Source organism: Burkholderia sp. Ax-1724, from assembly GCF_011752995.1.
Taxonomy (GTDB): Bacteria; Pseudomonadota; Gammaproteobacteria; order Burkholderiales; family Burkholderiaceae; genus Paraburkholderia.
In genome coordinates, this window is sequence record NZ_VWWL01000003.1 from 112,230 (window position 1) to 127,487 (window position 15,258).

The 15,258-nt window shown below is 65.1% G+C and carries 14 protein-coding genes; 5 read left to right on the plus strand and 9 right to left on the minus strand.

Annotated features, from left to right (window positions below):
• Window positions 1-30 precede the first annotated feature (30 nt).
• Window positions 31-651, minus strand: a complete 621-nt coding sequence (gene tmk / locus F3J19_RS04480; RefSeq protein ID WP_167038681.1) for a dTMP kinase — start codon at window positions 649-651, stop codon at window positions 31-33.
• Window positions 651-1,661, minus strand: a complete 1,011-nt coding sequence (gene mltG, locus F3J19_RS04485) for an endolytic transglycosylase MltG (RefSeq protein ID WP_167038223.1) — start codon at window positions 1,659-1,661, stop codon at window positions 651-653. The genes tmk and mltG overlap by 1 nt, the downstream gene beginning before the upstream one ends.
• A gap of 205 nt (window positions 1,662-1,866) precedes the next feature.
• Here mltG and F3J19_RS04490 point away from each other — a divergent pair, with 205 nt between their 5' ends.
• The 4 genes from F3J19_RS04490 (at window position 1,867) to F3J19_RS04505 (ending at window position 5,187) form a co-directional block, all read left to right on the plus strand.
• Window positions 1,867-2,172: a hypothetical protein gene (locus tag F3J19_RS04490; RefSeq protein ID WP_167038225.1), complete on the plus strand. Its 306-nt coding sequence runs from the start codon at window positions 1,867-1,869 to the stop codon at window positions 2,170-2,172.
• A 4-nt stretch (window positions 2,173-2,176) separates the two neighbouring features.
• Complete coding sequence (locus tag F3J19_RS04495; RefSeq protein ID WP_240158742.1) at window positions 2,177-2,611, plus strand: DUF2778 domain-containing protein; 435 nt, start codon at window positions 2,177-2,179, stop codon at window positions 2,609-2,611.
• Window positions 2,612-3,033: 422 nt separating this feature from the next.
• Window positions 3,034-4,107 carry a folate-binding protein YgfZ gene (locus F3J19_RS04500; RefSeq protein ID WP_167038229.1) on the plus strand — a complete coding sequence of 358 codons (1,074 nt, stop codon included), beginning with the start codon at window positions 3,034-3,036 and terminating at the stop codon, window positions 4,105-4,107.
• 231 nt (window positions 4,108-4,338) lie between these two features.
• On the plus strand, window positions 4,339-5,187 hold the full coding sequence (locus F3J19_RS04505) for an NRDE family protein (RefSeq protein WP_167038231.1): 849 nt from the start codon (window positions 4,339-4,341) through the stop codon (window positions 5,185-5,187).
• A 12-nt stretch (window positions 5,188-5,199) separates the two neighbouring features.
• On the opposite strand, the gene F3J19_RS04510 is transcribed toward F3J19_RS04505, so the two are convergent.
• The 4 genes from F3J19_RS04510 to F3J19_RS04525 all read right to left on the minus strand — a co-directional run bounded on the left by F3J19_RS04510 (window position 5,200) and on the right by F3J19_RS04525 (window position 8,751).
• The gene (locus tag F3J19_RS04510) at window positions 5,200-6,159 is read right to left on the minus strand and encodes an alpha/beta hydrolase (RefSeq protein WP_167038233.1); all 960 of its coding nucleotides are present in this window, start codon (window positions 6,157-6,159) and stop codon (window positions 5,200-5,202) included.
• A 54-nt stretch (window positions 6,160-6,213) separates the two neighbouring features.
• A complete protein-coding gene (locus tag F3J19_RS04515) occupies window positions 6,214-7,104 on the minus strand; it encodes an SDR family oxidoreductase (RefSeq protein ID WP_167038234.1) in 891 nt (296 codons plus the stop codon).
• A gap of 42 nt (window positions 7,105-7,146) precedes the next feature.
• Window positions 7,147-8,145, minus strand: coding sequence for an NADP-dependent oxidoreductase (locus tag F3J19_RS04520; protein ID WP_167038236.1), 999 nt, complete (start codon window positions 8,143-8,145; stop codon window positions 7,147-7,149).
• A gap of 120 nt (window positions 8,146-8,265) precedes the next feature.
• Window positions 8,266-8,751, minus strand: coding sequence for a PaaI family thioesterase (locus tag F3J19_RS04525; RefSeq protein WP_167038238.1), 486 nt, complete (start codon window positions 8,749-8,751; stop codon window positions 8,266-8,268).
• A gap of 395 nt (window positions 8,752-9,146) precedes the next feature.
• Between F3J19_RS04525 and F3J19_RS04530 the strand changes: the two genes are divergently transcribed.
• The gene (locus F3J19_RS04530; protein ID WP_167038683.1) at window positions 9,147-9,440 is read left to right on the plus strand and encodes a contact-dependent growth inhibition system immunity protein; all 294 of its coding nucleotides are present in this window, start codon (window positions 9,147-9,149) and stop codon (window positions 9,438-9,440) included.
• 292 nt (window positions 9,441-9,732) lie between these two features.
• Here F3J19_RS04530 and F3J19_RS04535 read toward each other — a convergent pair whose 3' ends face one another.
• From F3J19_RS04535 to F3J19_RS04545, 3 genes are all read right to left on the minus strand, one after another.
• Window positions 9,733-10,911 carry an acetyl-CoA C-acyltransferase gene (locus tag F3J19_RS04535; RefSeq protein ID WP_167038240.1) on the minus strand — a complete coding sequence of 393 codons (1,179 nt, stop codon included), beginning with the start codon at window positions 10,909-10,911 and terminating at the stop codon, window positions 9,733-9,735.
• A 218-nt stretch (window positions 10,912-11,129) separates the two neighbouring features.
• Window positions 11,130-13,235: a 3-hydroxyacyl-CoA dehydrogenase NAD-binding domain-containing protein gene (locus F3J19_RS04540; protein ID WP_167038242.1), complete on the minus strand. Its 2,106-nt coding sequence runs from the start codon at window positions 13,233-13,235 to the stop codon at window positions 11,130-11,132.
• 163 nt (window positions 13,236-13,398) lie between these two features.
• On the minus strand, window positions 13,399-15,093 hold the full coding sequence (locus F3J19_RS04545) for a 3-(methylthio)propionyl-CoA ligase (RefSeq protein WP_167038244.1): 1,695 nt from the start codon (window positions 15,091-15,093) through the stop codon (window positions 13,399-13,401).
• Window positions 15,094-15,258: the final 165 nt, after the last annotated feature.

Genomic DNA, 15,258 nt, shown 5'->3' on the forward strand with positions numbered 1-15,258 from the left:
TTATAAGCTTGAAATTATATTCTTTAAAAATCAAAGAACTGTAATCAATTCCTCAAGCTGTTTCTGGATACGCGCGATGCTTTGCGACGAATCGATGATAGCGAAACGGTACGGCGCCTCTTCCGCGCGGCGCATGTATTCGGCGCGCGTGCGCTCGAAAAACGCCGCTGATTCGCTTTCGAAGCGATCCGGATTGCGCGCCGCGCTGCGCCGCTCGTTCGCGACGGCGGGCGGCAGGTCGAACAGCACCGTGAGGTCGGGCTGAAAACCGCCCTGCACCCAGCGCTCGAGCGCTTCCAGCTTGTCGCGCGGCAAGCCGCGGCCGCCGCCCTGGTAGGCGAAGGTCGCATCGGTGAAACGGTCCGACAGCACCCAGTCGCCGCGCGCGAGCGCCGGCTCGATCACCTCGGCCAGATGCTGGCGGCGCAGCGCGAACATCAGCAGCGCCTCGGTTTCGAGGTCCATCTTCTGATGCAGCACGATCTCGCGAATCTGCTCGCCAAGCGGCGTGCCGCCCGGCTCGCGCGTCATGACGACCGAGCGGCCGGTCGCCGCGATCCTGGCCTCGAGCCGTTCGCGGAACCAGCCCAGATGGGTGGTCTTGCCCGCACCGTCGATGCCTTCAAACGTAATGAATTTGCCGCGCGCCATCATTGTCCTCGAATGTATTTGTCCACGGCCTTGTTGTGCTCGCCGAGCGTGTCAGAAAAAATGCTGCTGCCGTCGCCGCGCGATACGAAGTACAGCGCGTTGCTTTGCGCCGGATTCAGGGCCGCCTGCAGCGACGCGACGCCCGGCAGCGAAATCGGCGTGGGCGGCAGGCCCATGCGGGTGTAGGTATTGTAGGGAGTGTCGGTCTGCAGGTCTTTTTTCCTGATGTGGCCGGTGTAGCTCTCGCCCATTCCGTAAATTACGCTCGGGTCGGTCTGCAGCGGCATGCCCGCGCGCAGGCGGTTCGCGAATACCGCAGCGACGAGCGGCCGGTCGCCCGGCTTGCCGGTTTCCTTTTCGATGATCGAGGCCATCGTCAGCGCATCGTACGGCGTCTTGTAGGGCAGATTCGGCGCGCGCGCGAGCCACGCCTCGTCGAGACGCACGTGCATCAGACGGTACGCGCGGCGGTAGATGTCGAGGTCGCTGGTGTTCTTGTCGAACAGATAGGTGTCGGGGAAAAAGAGCCCTTCGCCGTTGCCGATCGACGCCTCCGGCGCGCCGATCGCGCTCATCAGGTCGGCGTCGCTCATGCCGGCCGTGTCGTGCCTGATCGCGGGATTCGCGTCGAGCTCGGCGCGCATGCGCTTGAAGGTCCAGCCCTCGATGATCGTCGCCACGTATTCGTTGACGTCGCCGCGTGCGATTTTCTGCAGCACCTCGTAGGGCGTGACGCCGCTCTTGAACTCGTAGTTGCCCGATTTCAGTTCGCTTTGCAGGCCGAGCACGCGCGTCATCGCGATAAACAGCTCGGGTTCGAGCGGCACGCCGCCGCGCTTGAGTTGCAACGTGACGCTGCGCAGGCTGCTATGCGGTTTGACGGTGACGTCGAGTTGCGCCGGGTTCAGTTCGAGCGGGCTCGTGGCCCAGTGATATCCAGCGGCGACGGCCGCCGCGGCCAGCACAACGACGACTGCGCCGGCAATGAAGCATTTCTTCAGAAGGGACACGTCAGGACAGAATTAGCGTTTAGATTGCAACGAACTGATTTTCAACGGGAAAGCCTCGCGCCGATCGGCATGGAGACTGCGCCGTCTTGCGGCCCTTGCGGGTTTTTTCGGTCCGTATTGGCCCGTATTGTATAGAGGTGGACACGAGATAGTCACAGCCGCGGCCCCGGAGTCACTGTACCACCTCGACGCCGGGCGACCCGAAGTGACCCGAATCGACAAGCTATCACGCGAAGCCGACGCCTGGAAGCGCGAGCGCAAGGCGGCTCTGCCTGCCGATCCAGCCGACAGAGCCGGCTCAAAACCGATGCATTGCCCCGCGTTTCCCGGGTTGACGCGTTTCGAGACCGCGAGAATACCAGCGCAACGAATCCAACCTGAAACAGTTTCCTTCTCAAAAAAATACGCCGATACAATGCGTCCGCCTATCACATCTGACTATTCGGAATTTGGCACCGAATGGTCAATCCGGGGAACCGATGCTTCAATGCTCATTCAAATTGAATGGTAAGCCGATGAGCGAATTAAAAATCGGTGCTTTATCGTTTCCGGCTTTTTCCGGCCAGGAAAATGACATCAATCAACCTGCTCTCATGTGTACGCCGGGATATGGTGCCATTCCCATCGCCCGCTACTACATTTTTGATCGGCAGTCGGGCGGCCTCCTCGGTCCGCTAAAGGAGCGGCTTGACCTGAATGGCAATAAAAAGGGCGAATGGTATTCGCTCTATGCCATCGACGGGAATATCGACGACGAGGTTATCTGCAATGGCATCGTTCGCGGCCAGTTCAGACTGCACCCGAAAGGAAGACTGGGGAGAAGCGAGGGTTGCGTAACGATTGAACGGCTGACTGACTGGAATCGTATCCGCTCTATATTTACCGACACGCCGAAAATACCCATTGCCGGGTCGCGGCTTAAAGTATATGACGAATTGATTGTGGCATGAAAAGGATTCTGATTTTTCTCGCCGTCGGCCCATGCCTCGCGCTGGCCATCTTTGCCAATGCAATATGGTGAATCATGCATCCGGATACGCCTTTGAATTTTTCAAATCCGGTATGGAACTGGCTGGTTTCCGTATACGGCGTTAAAACGGCTTATCAGAAATCCGATCTGGCCTTTCTGGTTTCGTCGGCTGGAATCGTACTCGGGTTCGCTGCGGCTATACTGATTTTCCGACGGCGCAGGGATGCTGAGAAAAGACGTTGAAACTCGTTCCTTTCGCACCAGTAAAGAAGTTGGCGGAGTCGGTGCAGGCTGCCATGCAGGAAGTGCGGCAAGCGCCATGAGCATGGGTGTAGCGGATACGCGAAACGTGGCAAGGTTGGACCGAATATAATAAGTCACAACTGACTTAGCTCGGAATCCATGAACACATCGCTCGGTAACGCCGCAGGTACTTCCTCGACTGTTCCAACCACGCCGAACCCGGCCGCATCCATCACCCTGCCGCTGCCGCCGCGCCCCTCCGCCGACGAGTTCGCCGCCGTGCTCGAACACGGCGCCTATATGCCGCTCACGCAGTTCGGCGTGATCGACGTCACCGGCGACGACGCGGCCAGCTTCCTGCACGGCCAGCTCACCAACGACGTCCAGCATCTCGATGCCGCTCACGCGCGCCTCGCCGGCTACTGTTCGGCGAAGGGGCGCCTGCTCGCGTCGTTCCTCAACTGGCGCAGCGGCGACACGATCCGCCTGCTGGTGTCGAAGGACGTGCAGGCGGCCGTGCAGAAGCGTCTGTCGATGTTCGTGCTGCGCGCGAAGGCGAAGCTCGCCGACGCGAGCGGCGAACTCGCGGTGGTCGGCCTCGCGGGCGACGTGCGCGGCGCGCTCTCCGGTGTGTTCGACGCGCTGCCCGACGGCGTGCACGTGCAGGTCGACGGCACGGCGGGTTCGCTGATCCGCGTGCCGGATGCGCTGGAACGCCTGCGCTATCTGTGGATCGGCCCGAAGGCGCAGGTCGAGGCGTTGCTGCCCGCGCTCGACGGCACGCTCCAGCGCGTCTCGCCGGCGGTGTGGGACTGGCTCGATATCCGCGCGGGCGAGCCGCGCATCACGCAGCCGGTCGTCGAGCAGTTTGTGCCACAAATGGTTAACTTCGACGTGCTCGGCGCGGTCAATTTCCGCAAAGGCTGCTATCCGGGCCAGGAAGTGGTCGCGCGCAGCCAGTATCGCGGCACGATCAAGCGGCGCACGTCGCTCGCGCACGTGGACGGCGAACTGGAAACGGTGCGCCCCGGCGCGGAACTGTTCCATTCGGACGATCCGGGCCAGCCATGCGGGATGATCGTGAACGCGGCGGCGGCGCGGGAAGGCGGCGTCGATCTGCTCGTCGAGATCAAGCTCGCGGCGCTCGACAACGGCACCGTGCATCTCGGCTCGGCCGATGGCCCGGCGCTGCGCTTTATCGCGCTGCCGTACGGTTTGCCGACCGAGGTGTGAGCGGCGGCGGGTGCGATGAAAAGCGGCGCTCGATGGAGCGCCGTCTTTTATCGGCCGTCGGCTGGTTTGTCCGCCAGGCCTCACCGGTTACCGTGATCGGCTGTTCTAGCCGCCCGACTCGCCCACTTCACCCGACAGCGCTTCACCCGACTTGCCTGACCTCGTCCGCCCTGCGCGGCCGCTCGCCTGCGGCAAACCCGCCGCCCCTGCTCTCACCGGGAGACGCCCCCGATGTGCCTGATCGTTTTCGACTGGCGACCCGACGCGGTCGATGGCCCGCTCTTCACGCTCGCGGCAAATCGCGACGAGTTCTTCCGCCGCACGGCCGAGCCGCTCGGCTGGTGGCATGACGCGCCGGGCGTGCTGGCGGGCCGCGATCTGGTGGGTGGTGGCACGTGGCTCGGCATGTCGCGCGACGGCCGCTTCGCCGCGCTGACCAATTACCGCGCGCCGGCCGAGATGCGCGCCGACGCGCCCACGCGCGGCACGCTCGTCAGCGACTGGGTGAGCGGCGCCGCGCGAGACCGCAGCGGCGATCCGCATGAAACGCCGCTCGACTATCTCCGCCACGTCGCACAAGACGGCGACATCTACAACGGCTTCAACCTGCTCGTCGGCGACTGGACGCGCCGCGAGCTCGCCTGGTACTGCAACCGCGGCGGCGCTCACAGCGGCCCCGCGCTGCTCGCGCCGGGCACGCACGGCATCTCGAACGCCGTGCTCGATACCGCGTGGCCGAAGCTCGTCAGAAAGCGCGCGGAGCTCGGCGCATTGCTCGCGCGCGAGGCAGCGCCGCCGCTTGAACGTCTGATCGATCTGATGCGCGATCCGCGTCTCGCCCGCGACGACGAACTGCCGTCCACCGGCATTCCGCTCGAACGCGAGCGGGCGCTGTCGGCGGCGTTTATCGAATCGCCCGAATACGGCACGCGCGGCACGACCGCGCTGCGCGTCGCCGCCTATGGCGAGGTGATCGGCGTGGCGGTGGCCGAGCGCAGCGACGACAACGGTTCGCACCGCATCGTGCGGCCCGGCGATTTCGAACGCAGCTTCGCGTTCAACGTCGAGCGGGCGAGCTAGAAGACCGCGCCCTCACCCGACGCCAAACGCCGCGCGCAGTGCCGCCGCGGCATCCGCGTGCGCCTGCGCGACCTCGGGCACAAAGCCGCCCATCTTGAAGAACTCGTGGATCATGCCCGCGTAGCGCCTGAGCGTGACCGGATTGCCGAGCGCGCGCAGTTTCTCCGCGTATGCGTCGCCCTCGTCGCTGAGCGGATCGTATTCGGCGGTCGCGATCCACGCGGGCGCGACGCGCCGAAAATCGGGTGCGCCGCGCGTACCGTCTAGCGGTGCGAAACGCCAGTCGTCGCGATCGCCGGCGTCGCGCAGATACTGCTCGAAGAACCATTGAATCGTCTCGCCCGACAGCAGAAAGCCATCGGCAAGACGCGCATGCGAGTCGGTCTGCTGATGGCCGGTCGTGCCCGGATAGATCAGCAATTGCAGCGCGAGCGCCATGCCCGCGTCGCGAGCAAGCACCGCGCAGACCGCCGCGAGCGTGCCGCCCGCGCTATCGCCGCCGACCGCGAGCCGATCCGCATCGAGCGCGAATTCGCCGGCGTGGGCGTGCAGCCAGCGCAGCGCGTCGAACGCGTCTTCGACCGCCGTGGGGAATCGATGCTCGGGCGCGAGCCGGTAGTCGACCGACAGCACCGCGCAGCGGCCGTCGCGCGCGAACATCCGGCATAGCGCGTCGTGCGTGTCGACGCTGCCGACCGTGAAGCCGCCGCCGTGGTAGTAGACGAACGCGGGCAGCGGCTCGGCCCAGCCCGGCTCGACCGGGTAATAGAGACGCGCGCGGATCGTCGCGCCATCGCGCGTCGGCACGCGCAGGTCCTCGACCGAAAACATCGGCGCGCTCGCGATCTCGAGAATCGGCGCGCTTTTCTCGTAGGACGCGCGCGCGGCCTGCGCGCTCATCTGGTGATAATGCGGACGCTTGGCCCGCGCGATCATGTCGAGCACCTGCTCGATCTTCGGATTCAACGGCATGGTTTGGGCAACGTGATGCGCGCCGAGCGCCGGCGGCGCAAATGCGTCAAAAGGTTAATCCGCGTTCTTCACTTCCGGCTTCAGCGACATCGGATCGGACGGCTCGCGCAATTGTTCGATATCTTCGTGACGCAGCTTCACGGTCGCCATGATGCCGGGATGCGTGACGATATAGAAACGCCGCGCGGCAATCGCCTCGAACGCGAGGTCGGCAACATCGGCGGCGGACAGCTTGCCCGACTGCACCGCGCGCTGCAACTGCTTGCCCGCCGCGATCTGCGAGCGGGTCGGCCGACCCGCGTTGCGCAGCCCGGCCGGGCGCGCGCGCTCGGCATCGGCGATGCCGGTCGGCACGAAGGCCGGACACAGCAACGAACAGCCAACCTCGCCAACCTCGCCAGCCGTGCCCGCCTGCGCGAGCCGCAGGTCGTGATAAAGCGTCTCGGTCAGCGACACGACCGCGTGCTTCGACGCGTTGTAGATACCCATCGCGGGCGGCGACAGCAGCCCCGCCACCGACGCCGTGTTGACGATATGCGCGGGCTCCTTCTGCGCGAGCATGATCGGCGTGAAGACGCGCACGCCGTGCGCGACGCCCATCACGTTGACGCCGAACACCCACGACCAGTCGTTCGCGCTGCTTTCCCACAGGAAGCCGCCCGAGCCCACGCCCGCGTTGTTAAAGAGCAGATGCACCTTGCCGAACGCGGCGAGCGCGGCCTCGGCCAGCGCTTCGACCTCGCCCGCGTTGGCGACGTCGGTCGGCACGCCGATCGCCTCGGCGCCGGCCGCGCGCAAGGCGTCGACGGTCTGCGCGAGCGCGTCGGCGCTGACGTCGGCGAGCACGAGCTTCATGCCGAGCGCCGCGCCCTTTTGCGCGAACGCACGGCCGAAGCCGCCGCCAGCGCCGGTGATTACCGCCACCTTGCCTGCGAATTCGAACATCGTTGGACTACTCCCTGGTTGAGTGGTGACGCCGCGCCGGGATCAGATCAGCCTGACCAGCTGCTTGCCGAAGTTGCGGCCCTTGAGCAGACCGATGAACGCCTCGGGCGCGGCGTCGAGCCCTTGCGCAATGGTCTCGCGATAATGCAGATTCTTCTGCGCGACGAGCGTGCCGAGCTGCGCGAGCGCCTCGGGCCACACCTCCATATGCTCCGAGACGATAAAGCCCTGCACGAGCAGCCGCTGCGTCAGCATCAGCGAGGGATTTTTGAGCGGTACCGGCTGGCCGTCATACCCGGCGATGAAACCGCACAACGCGATGCGCCCGAACGCGTTCATGCGCGCGAGCGTCGCATCGAGCCCCTCGCCGCCGACGTTCTCGAAGCAGCCGTCGATACCGTCGGGCGTCGCGGCCTTCAGGTCCTGGTAGAGATTGCCGGCCTTGTAGTCGACGCAGGCGTCGAAGCCGAGCGTCTCGACGACGTAGCGGCATTTCTCCGCGCCGCCCGCGATGCCGACCGCGCGCGCCCCGGCCGCCTTCGCGAGCTGGCCGACCACGCTGCCCACCGCCCCGCTCGCCGCGCTGACGACGACCGTCTCGCCCGCCTTCGGTGCGATGATGCGGTTGAGCCCGTACCACGCGGTGACGCCCGGCATGCCGACCGGGCCAAGATAGGCCGGGAGCGGCACATGCGTGTCGTCGACCTTCTGCATGCCCGCGCCGTTCGAGGTGCCGTACTCCTGCCAGCCGAACATCGCGACGACCTTGTTGCCGACCGCGAACTTCGGGTTCTTCGATTCGACCACTTCGCCGACCGTGCCGCCGATCATCACTTCGTCGAGCGGCTGCGGCGCCGCGTACGACTTGCTGTCGTTCATGCGGCCGCGCATGTACGGATCGAGCGACAGGAAGTGGTTGCGCACGCGCACCTCGCCTTCGGCGAGCGGGGCGAGCGGCGTTTCGACGAGCCTGAAGTTATCGGGCGTGACTTCGCCTTGCGGACGCGAAGCGAGCAGAACCTGCCGGTTGATCTGGGTCATGAGGGTCGTCTCCCTGGTTTGCCGATGGAGTTGCAAATTAAGTTGCAAATTAAGTTGCCGATGGTTCGGTTGGCCAGCGCGCGCGTCGTCGTGCCTCGCGCGCGCCGTGAGGTTGCGCGGTCAGTCGCTCGGACCGGGTTTTGCCGACGGGTCGCTGCGCAGACGCTGGCGCGTCACGTCGCGGCCCACCGCGAGGCGGCGCATGTACTTGAAGGTGCCGAGCGCCTTGGCGACGAAGTGGCCTTCGCTGTCGCGGATCTCGCCTTCGCAATAGGCCATCGTGGTCGAGCGGTGCAGCACGCGGCCGCTCGCGCGCAACTCGCCGCGGCCGGGCTGCATGAAGTTGACCTTCATCTCGACCGTGACGACGCCGACGCCGTCGCCGGCGAGACTGCGCGCGGCCATCGCGAGCGCGACGTCGGCGAGCGTCATCGTAACGCCGCCGTGCGCGACGTCCCAGGTGTTCATGTGATCGGGCTGCAAGGGCAGCACGACTTCGCTGACGCCGTCGGCGGCGCTGAGCAAGCGCGCGCCGAGGCGGTCGACGAAGGGGCTTTCGGGCAACGAAGCGTTGCCGCTGCGGGCGGATGAGGTCGAGTCGGTCATTGCAGTGTTCGGAGTTCGTGGTCAGCGGCGTCTGCATCTGGAACGGTCGCATCACGCGGACGGTCGCCGCGCAAGGCGCGCGCGGGCACAAACGCGGACGCAAGCGCATACGCGCGTGGCGAAAAATGATACCTGCTATCGCTTCGGTGCATTCGCGTCGCTGTGCTTCTTCGTTCGCTCATGGGGTGCTTATCGGTTGCTCACGGGTTGCGCTTCATTCGCTCATCATCTGTTTAGCCTGGCGTATCAGACTGACGAAGCATGAAGCGAAAACGGTAGCTGGGTCGGCGGGCATACAATCGAAAAGCGTGTCGGGCGGACTGAGGCACAATTGCGCGAGAGATTGCGCCCGGAATATCAATATGAGTACGGCTCAGGTTGTCTTATCTACTGCAATGATGAACGAAAAATCCTATCCCCAGTTCTATGTGCTGTTCGGGGGATATCTCAACCAGGATAGCGATCTTTGGGGCGATACGCTGGAAGATGTCGTCTCTTGCTACAAGCGAGACAGTTCTCCGGAAGAAATCGCAGAGGCGCTATCGGAAATAGACACATTCAAAAAAGAGGCAGGTGAGAGTCTCGACACAAAATTCTATGAAGCCTATGGATTCAATTTCAACCCGGTTCTATGGGGCTATACAACTGCTTCGTTTTTCGACGAATTGAAGCGTATTCTGGGTGCATAGTTCCCTTGTCTCCGCACGCGGGTGGCTCAATGTCACCCGGTGCTTCTTGCACACATGCCGCTGGCCGTGCCCGCATTCGCCTCCATGCGCCACGCGCTCGCCTTCCCGTGCGCCGCGCAGTTCGCACAGATTCACTATCTGCCACGCGACAAGCTCTCCGGCGGACCTGACCCGCACGATGCCCCTTGTCGACCAGGGCGCGCCTGGCCTGCCGCTACCGAGGCTACCGGGCATCGCATCACCGTGAGCTTGCTCACAGATGCGCTCCCGGCACCCACCACCTCAGGCCACCTCAGACCACTTCGAACAAGCCCGCCGCGCCCTGCCCGCCGCCGATGCACATCGTCACCACGACGAACTTCACGCCGCGCCGTTTGCCCTCGATCAGCGCATGGCCGACGAGCCGCGCGCCCGACACGCCATACGGGTGGCCGACCGCGATCGCGCCGCCGTTCACGTTGAGGCGGTCGTGCGGAATGCCAAGCGTATCCGCGCAATAGAGCACCTGCACCGCGAACGCTTCGTTCAGCTCCCACAGGCCGATGTCCTCGACCTTGAGGCCGGCCTTCTTCAACAGCTTCGGCACCGCAAACACCGGGCCAATGCCCATTTCGTCGGGCTCGCAACCGGCCACCGCGAAGCCGCGGAAAATACCGAGCGGCTGCAAACCTTCACGCTCCGCGAGCGTCGCGTTCATCACCACGCTGGCCGACGCGCCGTCCGAGAACTGGCTCGCGTTGCCCGCGGTGATCACGCCGCCCGGCACCGCCGTGCGAATCTTCGCGACGCCTTCGAGCGTCGTGTCAGCGCGAATGCCTTCGTCGCTGCTGACCGTCACCTCCTTCGTATAGAGCCGCCCGGTCGCTTTATCGGCGACACCGGCGAGCACCGTCAGCGGCACGATCTCGTCCTTGAACCGGCCGGCTTCGAGCGCGGCCGCCGCGCGCTGCTGCGAGCGCGCGCCGTATTCGTCCTGGCGTTCCTTCGAAATCGCGTAGCGCTTCGCGACGTTCTCGGCCGTCTGCAGCATCGGCCAGTAGATTTCCGGCTTGTGCTCGTTGAGCCAGCCTTCGGTCATCATGTGGCGGTTCATCTCGTTCTGCACGCACGAGATCGACTCGACGCCACCGGCGACGAACACGTCGCCCTCACCGGCGATCACGCGTTGCGCGGCCAGCGCGATCGTCTGCAAGCCCGACGAGCAGAAGCGGTTCACGGTCATGCCCGGCACGCTGACCGGCAGGCCCGCGCGCAGCGCGATCTGCCGCGCGATATTGGCGCCGGTCGCGCCTTCCGGATTCGCGCAGCCCATGATGACGTCCTCGACGCGCGCCGGGTCGATTTTCGCGCGCTCGACCGCGGCCTGCGTCACGTGGCCGCCGAGCGTCGCGCCATGCGTCATGTTGAAACCGCCGCGCCACGATTTGGCGAGACCCGTGCGGGCGGTGGATACGATTACGGCGTCAGTCATGCGTGTCTCCCATTGCAGTGTCGAGAGCGGCGCGCCGGCTCGATGCCGTGCGCTTCATCCCGGTTTCATGCCGGTTTTATGCGCGTGGGCGCGCCGCCTCTGTCGTTTGATCCGAGTCTGATTCGAGTCTGATTCGAGTTTGGTCCGAGTCTGATCCAGACTCGATTCGGGTGGGATCGGCGCCGCGCGAAGCCGCCGCGCCGATCCCCGTCGTCCGCTCAGCCGTTGAAGCCGCGCCCCTCGGCGGCCAGCTTCGCGATGCTGGCCGCGAGCTTCCACGCGTCGCCGTTCGGCTGCGCCGCATAGCGGCGAATCGCGCGCTCGACGTTGTAGAGCCCGACCGTGTCCGCGTACAGCATCGGGCCGCCGCGATGAAGCGGAAAGCCGTAGCCGGTCAGATAGACCATGTCGATGTCCGACGCCTTCGACGCAATGCCCTCTTCGAGAATCTTCGCGCCTTCGTTGACGAGCGCGAACACGAGCCGCTCGACGATTTCCTCGTCGCTGATCTTGCGGCGCTCGGCGTTGGCCTCTTTCGAATACGCGCCGATCATCTCGTTGACCACGCTCGACGGATACGCGGTGCGGTCGCCTGCCTTGTAGTCGTACCAGCCGCCGCCGGTCTTCTGGCCGAAGCGGCCCATTTCGCACAGACGGTCAGCGATCTTCGAATAATGCATCTCGGGATACTCGAGATAGCGGCGCTTGCGAATCGCCCAGCCGATGTCGTTGCCGGCGAGATCGCTCATGCGGAACGGCCCCATTGCGAAGCCGAACTTCTCGATCGCCTTGTCGACCTGCGCGGGCAGCGCACCTTCTTCGAGCATGAAGAGCGCCTGGCGCACGTACTGCTCGATCATGCGATTGCCGATAAAGCCGTCGCATACGCCCGAGACGACCGCGGTCTTTTTGATCTTCTTCGCGACCTTCATCACGGTGGCGAGCACGTCCTTCGCGGTCTCCTTGCCGCGCACGACTTCGAGCAGCTTCATCACGTTGGCCGGGCTGAAGAAGTGCATGCCGACCACGTCCCGCGGACGCTTCGTGAACGCGGCAATCTTGTCGACATCGAGCGTCGACGTGTTCGAGGCGAGAATCGCGCCGGGCTTCGCGACTTCGTCGAGGCGGCGGAACACCTGCTCCTTCACGCCCAGTTCTTCGAACACGGCTTCGACGATCAGGTCGGCGCTCTTCAGGTCGTCGTAGGAAAGCGTCGGCTTCAGCAGCGCGAGGCGCTGTTCCATCACCTCAGGCTTGAGCTTGCCCTTCCTGACTGTCGCCTCGTAGTTCTTGCGGATCGTCGCGAGCCCGCGGTCGAGCGCTTCCTGCTTCGTTTCGAGCAGCGTGACCGGAATGCCCGCGTTGATGAAGTTCATCGCGATGCCGCCGCCCATCGTGCCCGCGCCGATCACGGCCACCTGGCCGATCTCGCGCACGGGCGTATCGGACGGCACATCGGGAATCTTGCTCGCCGCGCGTTCGCCGAAGAACGCATGACGCAACGCGCGGCTCTCGGGTGTCTGCACGAGCGCGAGAAAACATTCGCGCTCGAAGGCGAGGCCCTTGTCGAAGCCGTTCTGCACACCGGCTTCCACCGCGTCGATGCACTTGTGCGGCGCCGGGAAATGCTTCGCGATTGCCGCGACGCTGTTGCGCGCGAACTGGATGAAACCGGCTGCGTTCGGATGCTCGATCTTGCGCTCGCGCACCTTCGGATGCGGGCCCGCCTTCGCGCCCACCTTGCGCGCGAAGGCGAGCGCCGCTTCGGCGAGTTCGGCCGGGTTGGCGACGACTTCGTCGAACAGGCCCGAGTCGGCGAGCTTTTCGGAGAGCACCGGCGCGCCCGAGACGATCATGTTCAGCGCGGCTTCGAGACCGATCGCGCGCGGCAGACGCTGCGTGCCGCCCGCGCCCGGCAAAATGCCGAGCTTCACTTCGGGCAGCGCGATCTGCGCGCCGGCCGCGGCAACGCGGTAATGCGCGCCGAGCGCGAGTTCGAGGCCGCCGCCCATCGCGACGCTGTGAATCGCCGCGACGACCGGCTTCGCGCTGCCTTCGACGGCCTTGATGACGGTCGCGAGCGTCGGCTCCTGGGTCGCCTTCGGCGTATTGAATTCGGTGATGTCGGCGCCGCCCGAAAAGGCCTTGCCCGCCCCCGTCAGCACGACGGCCTTGATGGCCGGATCGTTCTGCGCGCGCTCGAGCCCTTCGACGATGCCCGCTCGCGTCGACAGTCCAAGGCCATTCACAGGGGGATTGTTCAGCGTGATGACGGCCACGCCGTCATGAGTCGTGTAGTCCACTACTGCGTCGTTTACCGCCATGCCTGCCTCCATGCGATCCATGCAATGAGGCGGCGCGTGATGCGCCGCCCGTCCGGCTCACCGGGTCCGTGATCGGGTCCGCTCATTGTCGGACTTTTTTCGACCGATGAATCCGGGGTCAGCAGGCAGAATACACAAAAAAGAACGATCGTTCAATTTAGAGTCAGACAGGGTTTCCCCTGGCGTCGGCCGCAAGCGGCGTTAGCGGACAATCCCGGGCGTCGTCGAGCGCGGACGGCAGCACATGGTCGCGGAACCGGTCGCGCAGCTTGAGCTTCTGCAGCTTGCCGGTCGCCGTGTGCGGCAGTTCGTCGACGAACACGACGTCGTCGGGAATCCACCACTTCGCGACCTTGCCGTCATAGAACGCGAGCAGTTCCTCGCGCGTGGGCTCGTGCCCCGCGCGCTTGACAACAACGAGCAGCGGCCGCTCGGTCCACTTCGGATGCGCGCACGCGATGCAGGCCGCTTCGGCCACGCCCGGATGCGCGATCGCGACGTTCTCGACGTCGATCGAGCTGATCCATTCGCCGCCCGACTTGATGACGTCCTTCGAGCGGTCGGTGATATGCAGGAAGCTGTCGCGGTCGATCGTCGCGACGTCGCCGGTCGGGAACCAGCCGTCGACGAGCGGCGCGTCGTCCTTGCGGAAATACCGGTCGATCACCCACGGTCCGCGCACGTGCAGATCGCCGAACGCGACGCCGTCCCACGGCAATTCGCGGCCGTCCTCGCCGACGATCTTCATGTCGACGCCATAGATCGTATGGCCCTGCTTTTCGAGCAGCTTGCGCTGCTCCGCCACCGGCCGCTGGCTCTGCTCCCACGTCAGTTTCGACAAGGTGCCGAGCGGCGACATCTCGGTCATGCCCCATGCGTGGATCACCTGCACGCCGTAGTCGTCCTCGAACGTGCGCAGCATCGCGGGCGGACACGCGGAGCCGCCGATCACCGTGCGCTCCAGCGAGGAAAACTTCACGCCCGCCTCGCGCAGGTAGTTGAGCAGACCGAGCCAGACGGTCGGCACGCCGGCCGAATACGTGACGCGCTCGCGCTCCATCAGTTCGTAGAGCGACTTGCCGTCGAGATCCTTGCCGGGCAGCACGATCTTCGCGCCGGTCAGCGGCGCCGCATGCGGAATGCCCCATGCATTGACGTGGAACATCGGCACCACGGGCAGCACGCTGTCGCGCGCGGACAGGCACATCGCATCGGGCAGCGAGGCGCCGAGCGCATGCAGCACCGTCGAGCGATGCGAATACAGCGCGCCCTTCGGATTGCCGGTCGTGCCCGACGTATAGCAGAGGTACGAGGCCTGGCGCTCGTCGAGCGCGGGCCACGCGAAGTGGCCGTCCTGCGCGGCCATCAGCGTTTCGTAGCAGAGCACCGGCGTTTGCATCGACGGCAGATGCGCTTCGTCGCACAACGCGATCCAGCCGCGCACTTTCGGGCACTGCGGCGCGAGCGTATCGACGAGCGCGGCGAACGTCGTGTCGAACAGCACGTAGGCGTCGTCCGCGTGATTGACGATGTAGGCGATCTGGTCGGGAAAGAGCCGCGGGTTGATCGTGTGGCATACGGCGCCGAAGCCAGCCGTGCCGTAATACGCTTCGAGATGCCGGTAGCCGTTCCAGGCGAGCGTTGCGACCCGCTCGCCCGCCTCGACGCCGAGCGCGATCAGCGCCTGCGCGAGCTGCTTCGCGCGCTGCTCGCAATCGCGGTAGGTGTAGCGATGCAGATCGCCTTCGATGCGGCGCGACACGATCTCGGTGCTGCCGAAATGCCGCGCGGCGTGCGCGAGCAGCGATGACACGGTGAGCGGCACGTCCATCATCTGGCCCAGCAACGGCGTCGTCATAAGGCGGAGTCTCCTCGGCTTGTCGATAGGGGCGGATTGCGTTCGGGTTGTGGTCGGCTGGCGTTTCGATTCGCCCTGCCTGGCTGTAATTTACTTCGATTCGGATCGGCAAGCGGTTGAGGCGCGCAAGGCGGAAAATCGTTGCGGCGGCGACCGTGGCCGAAT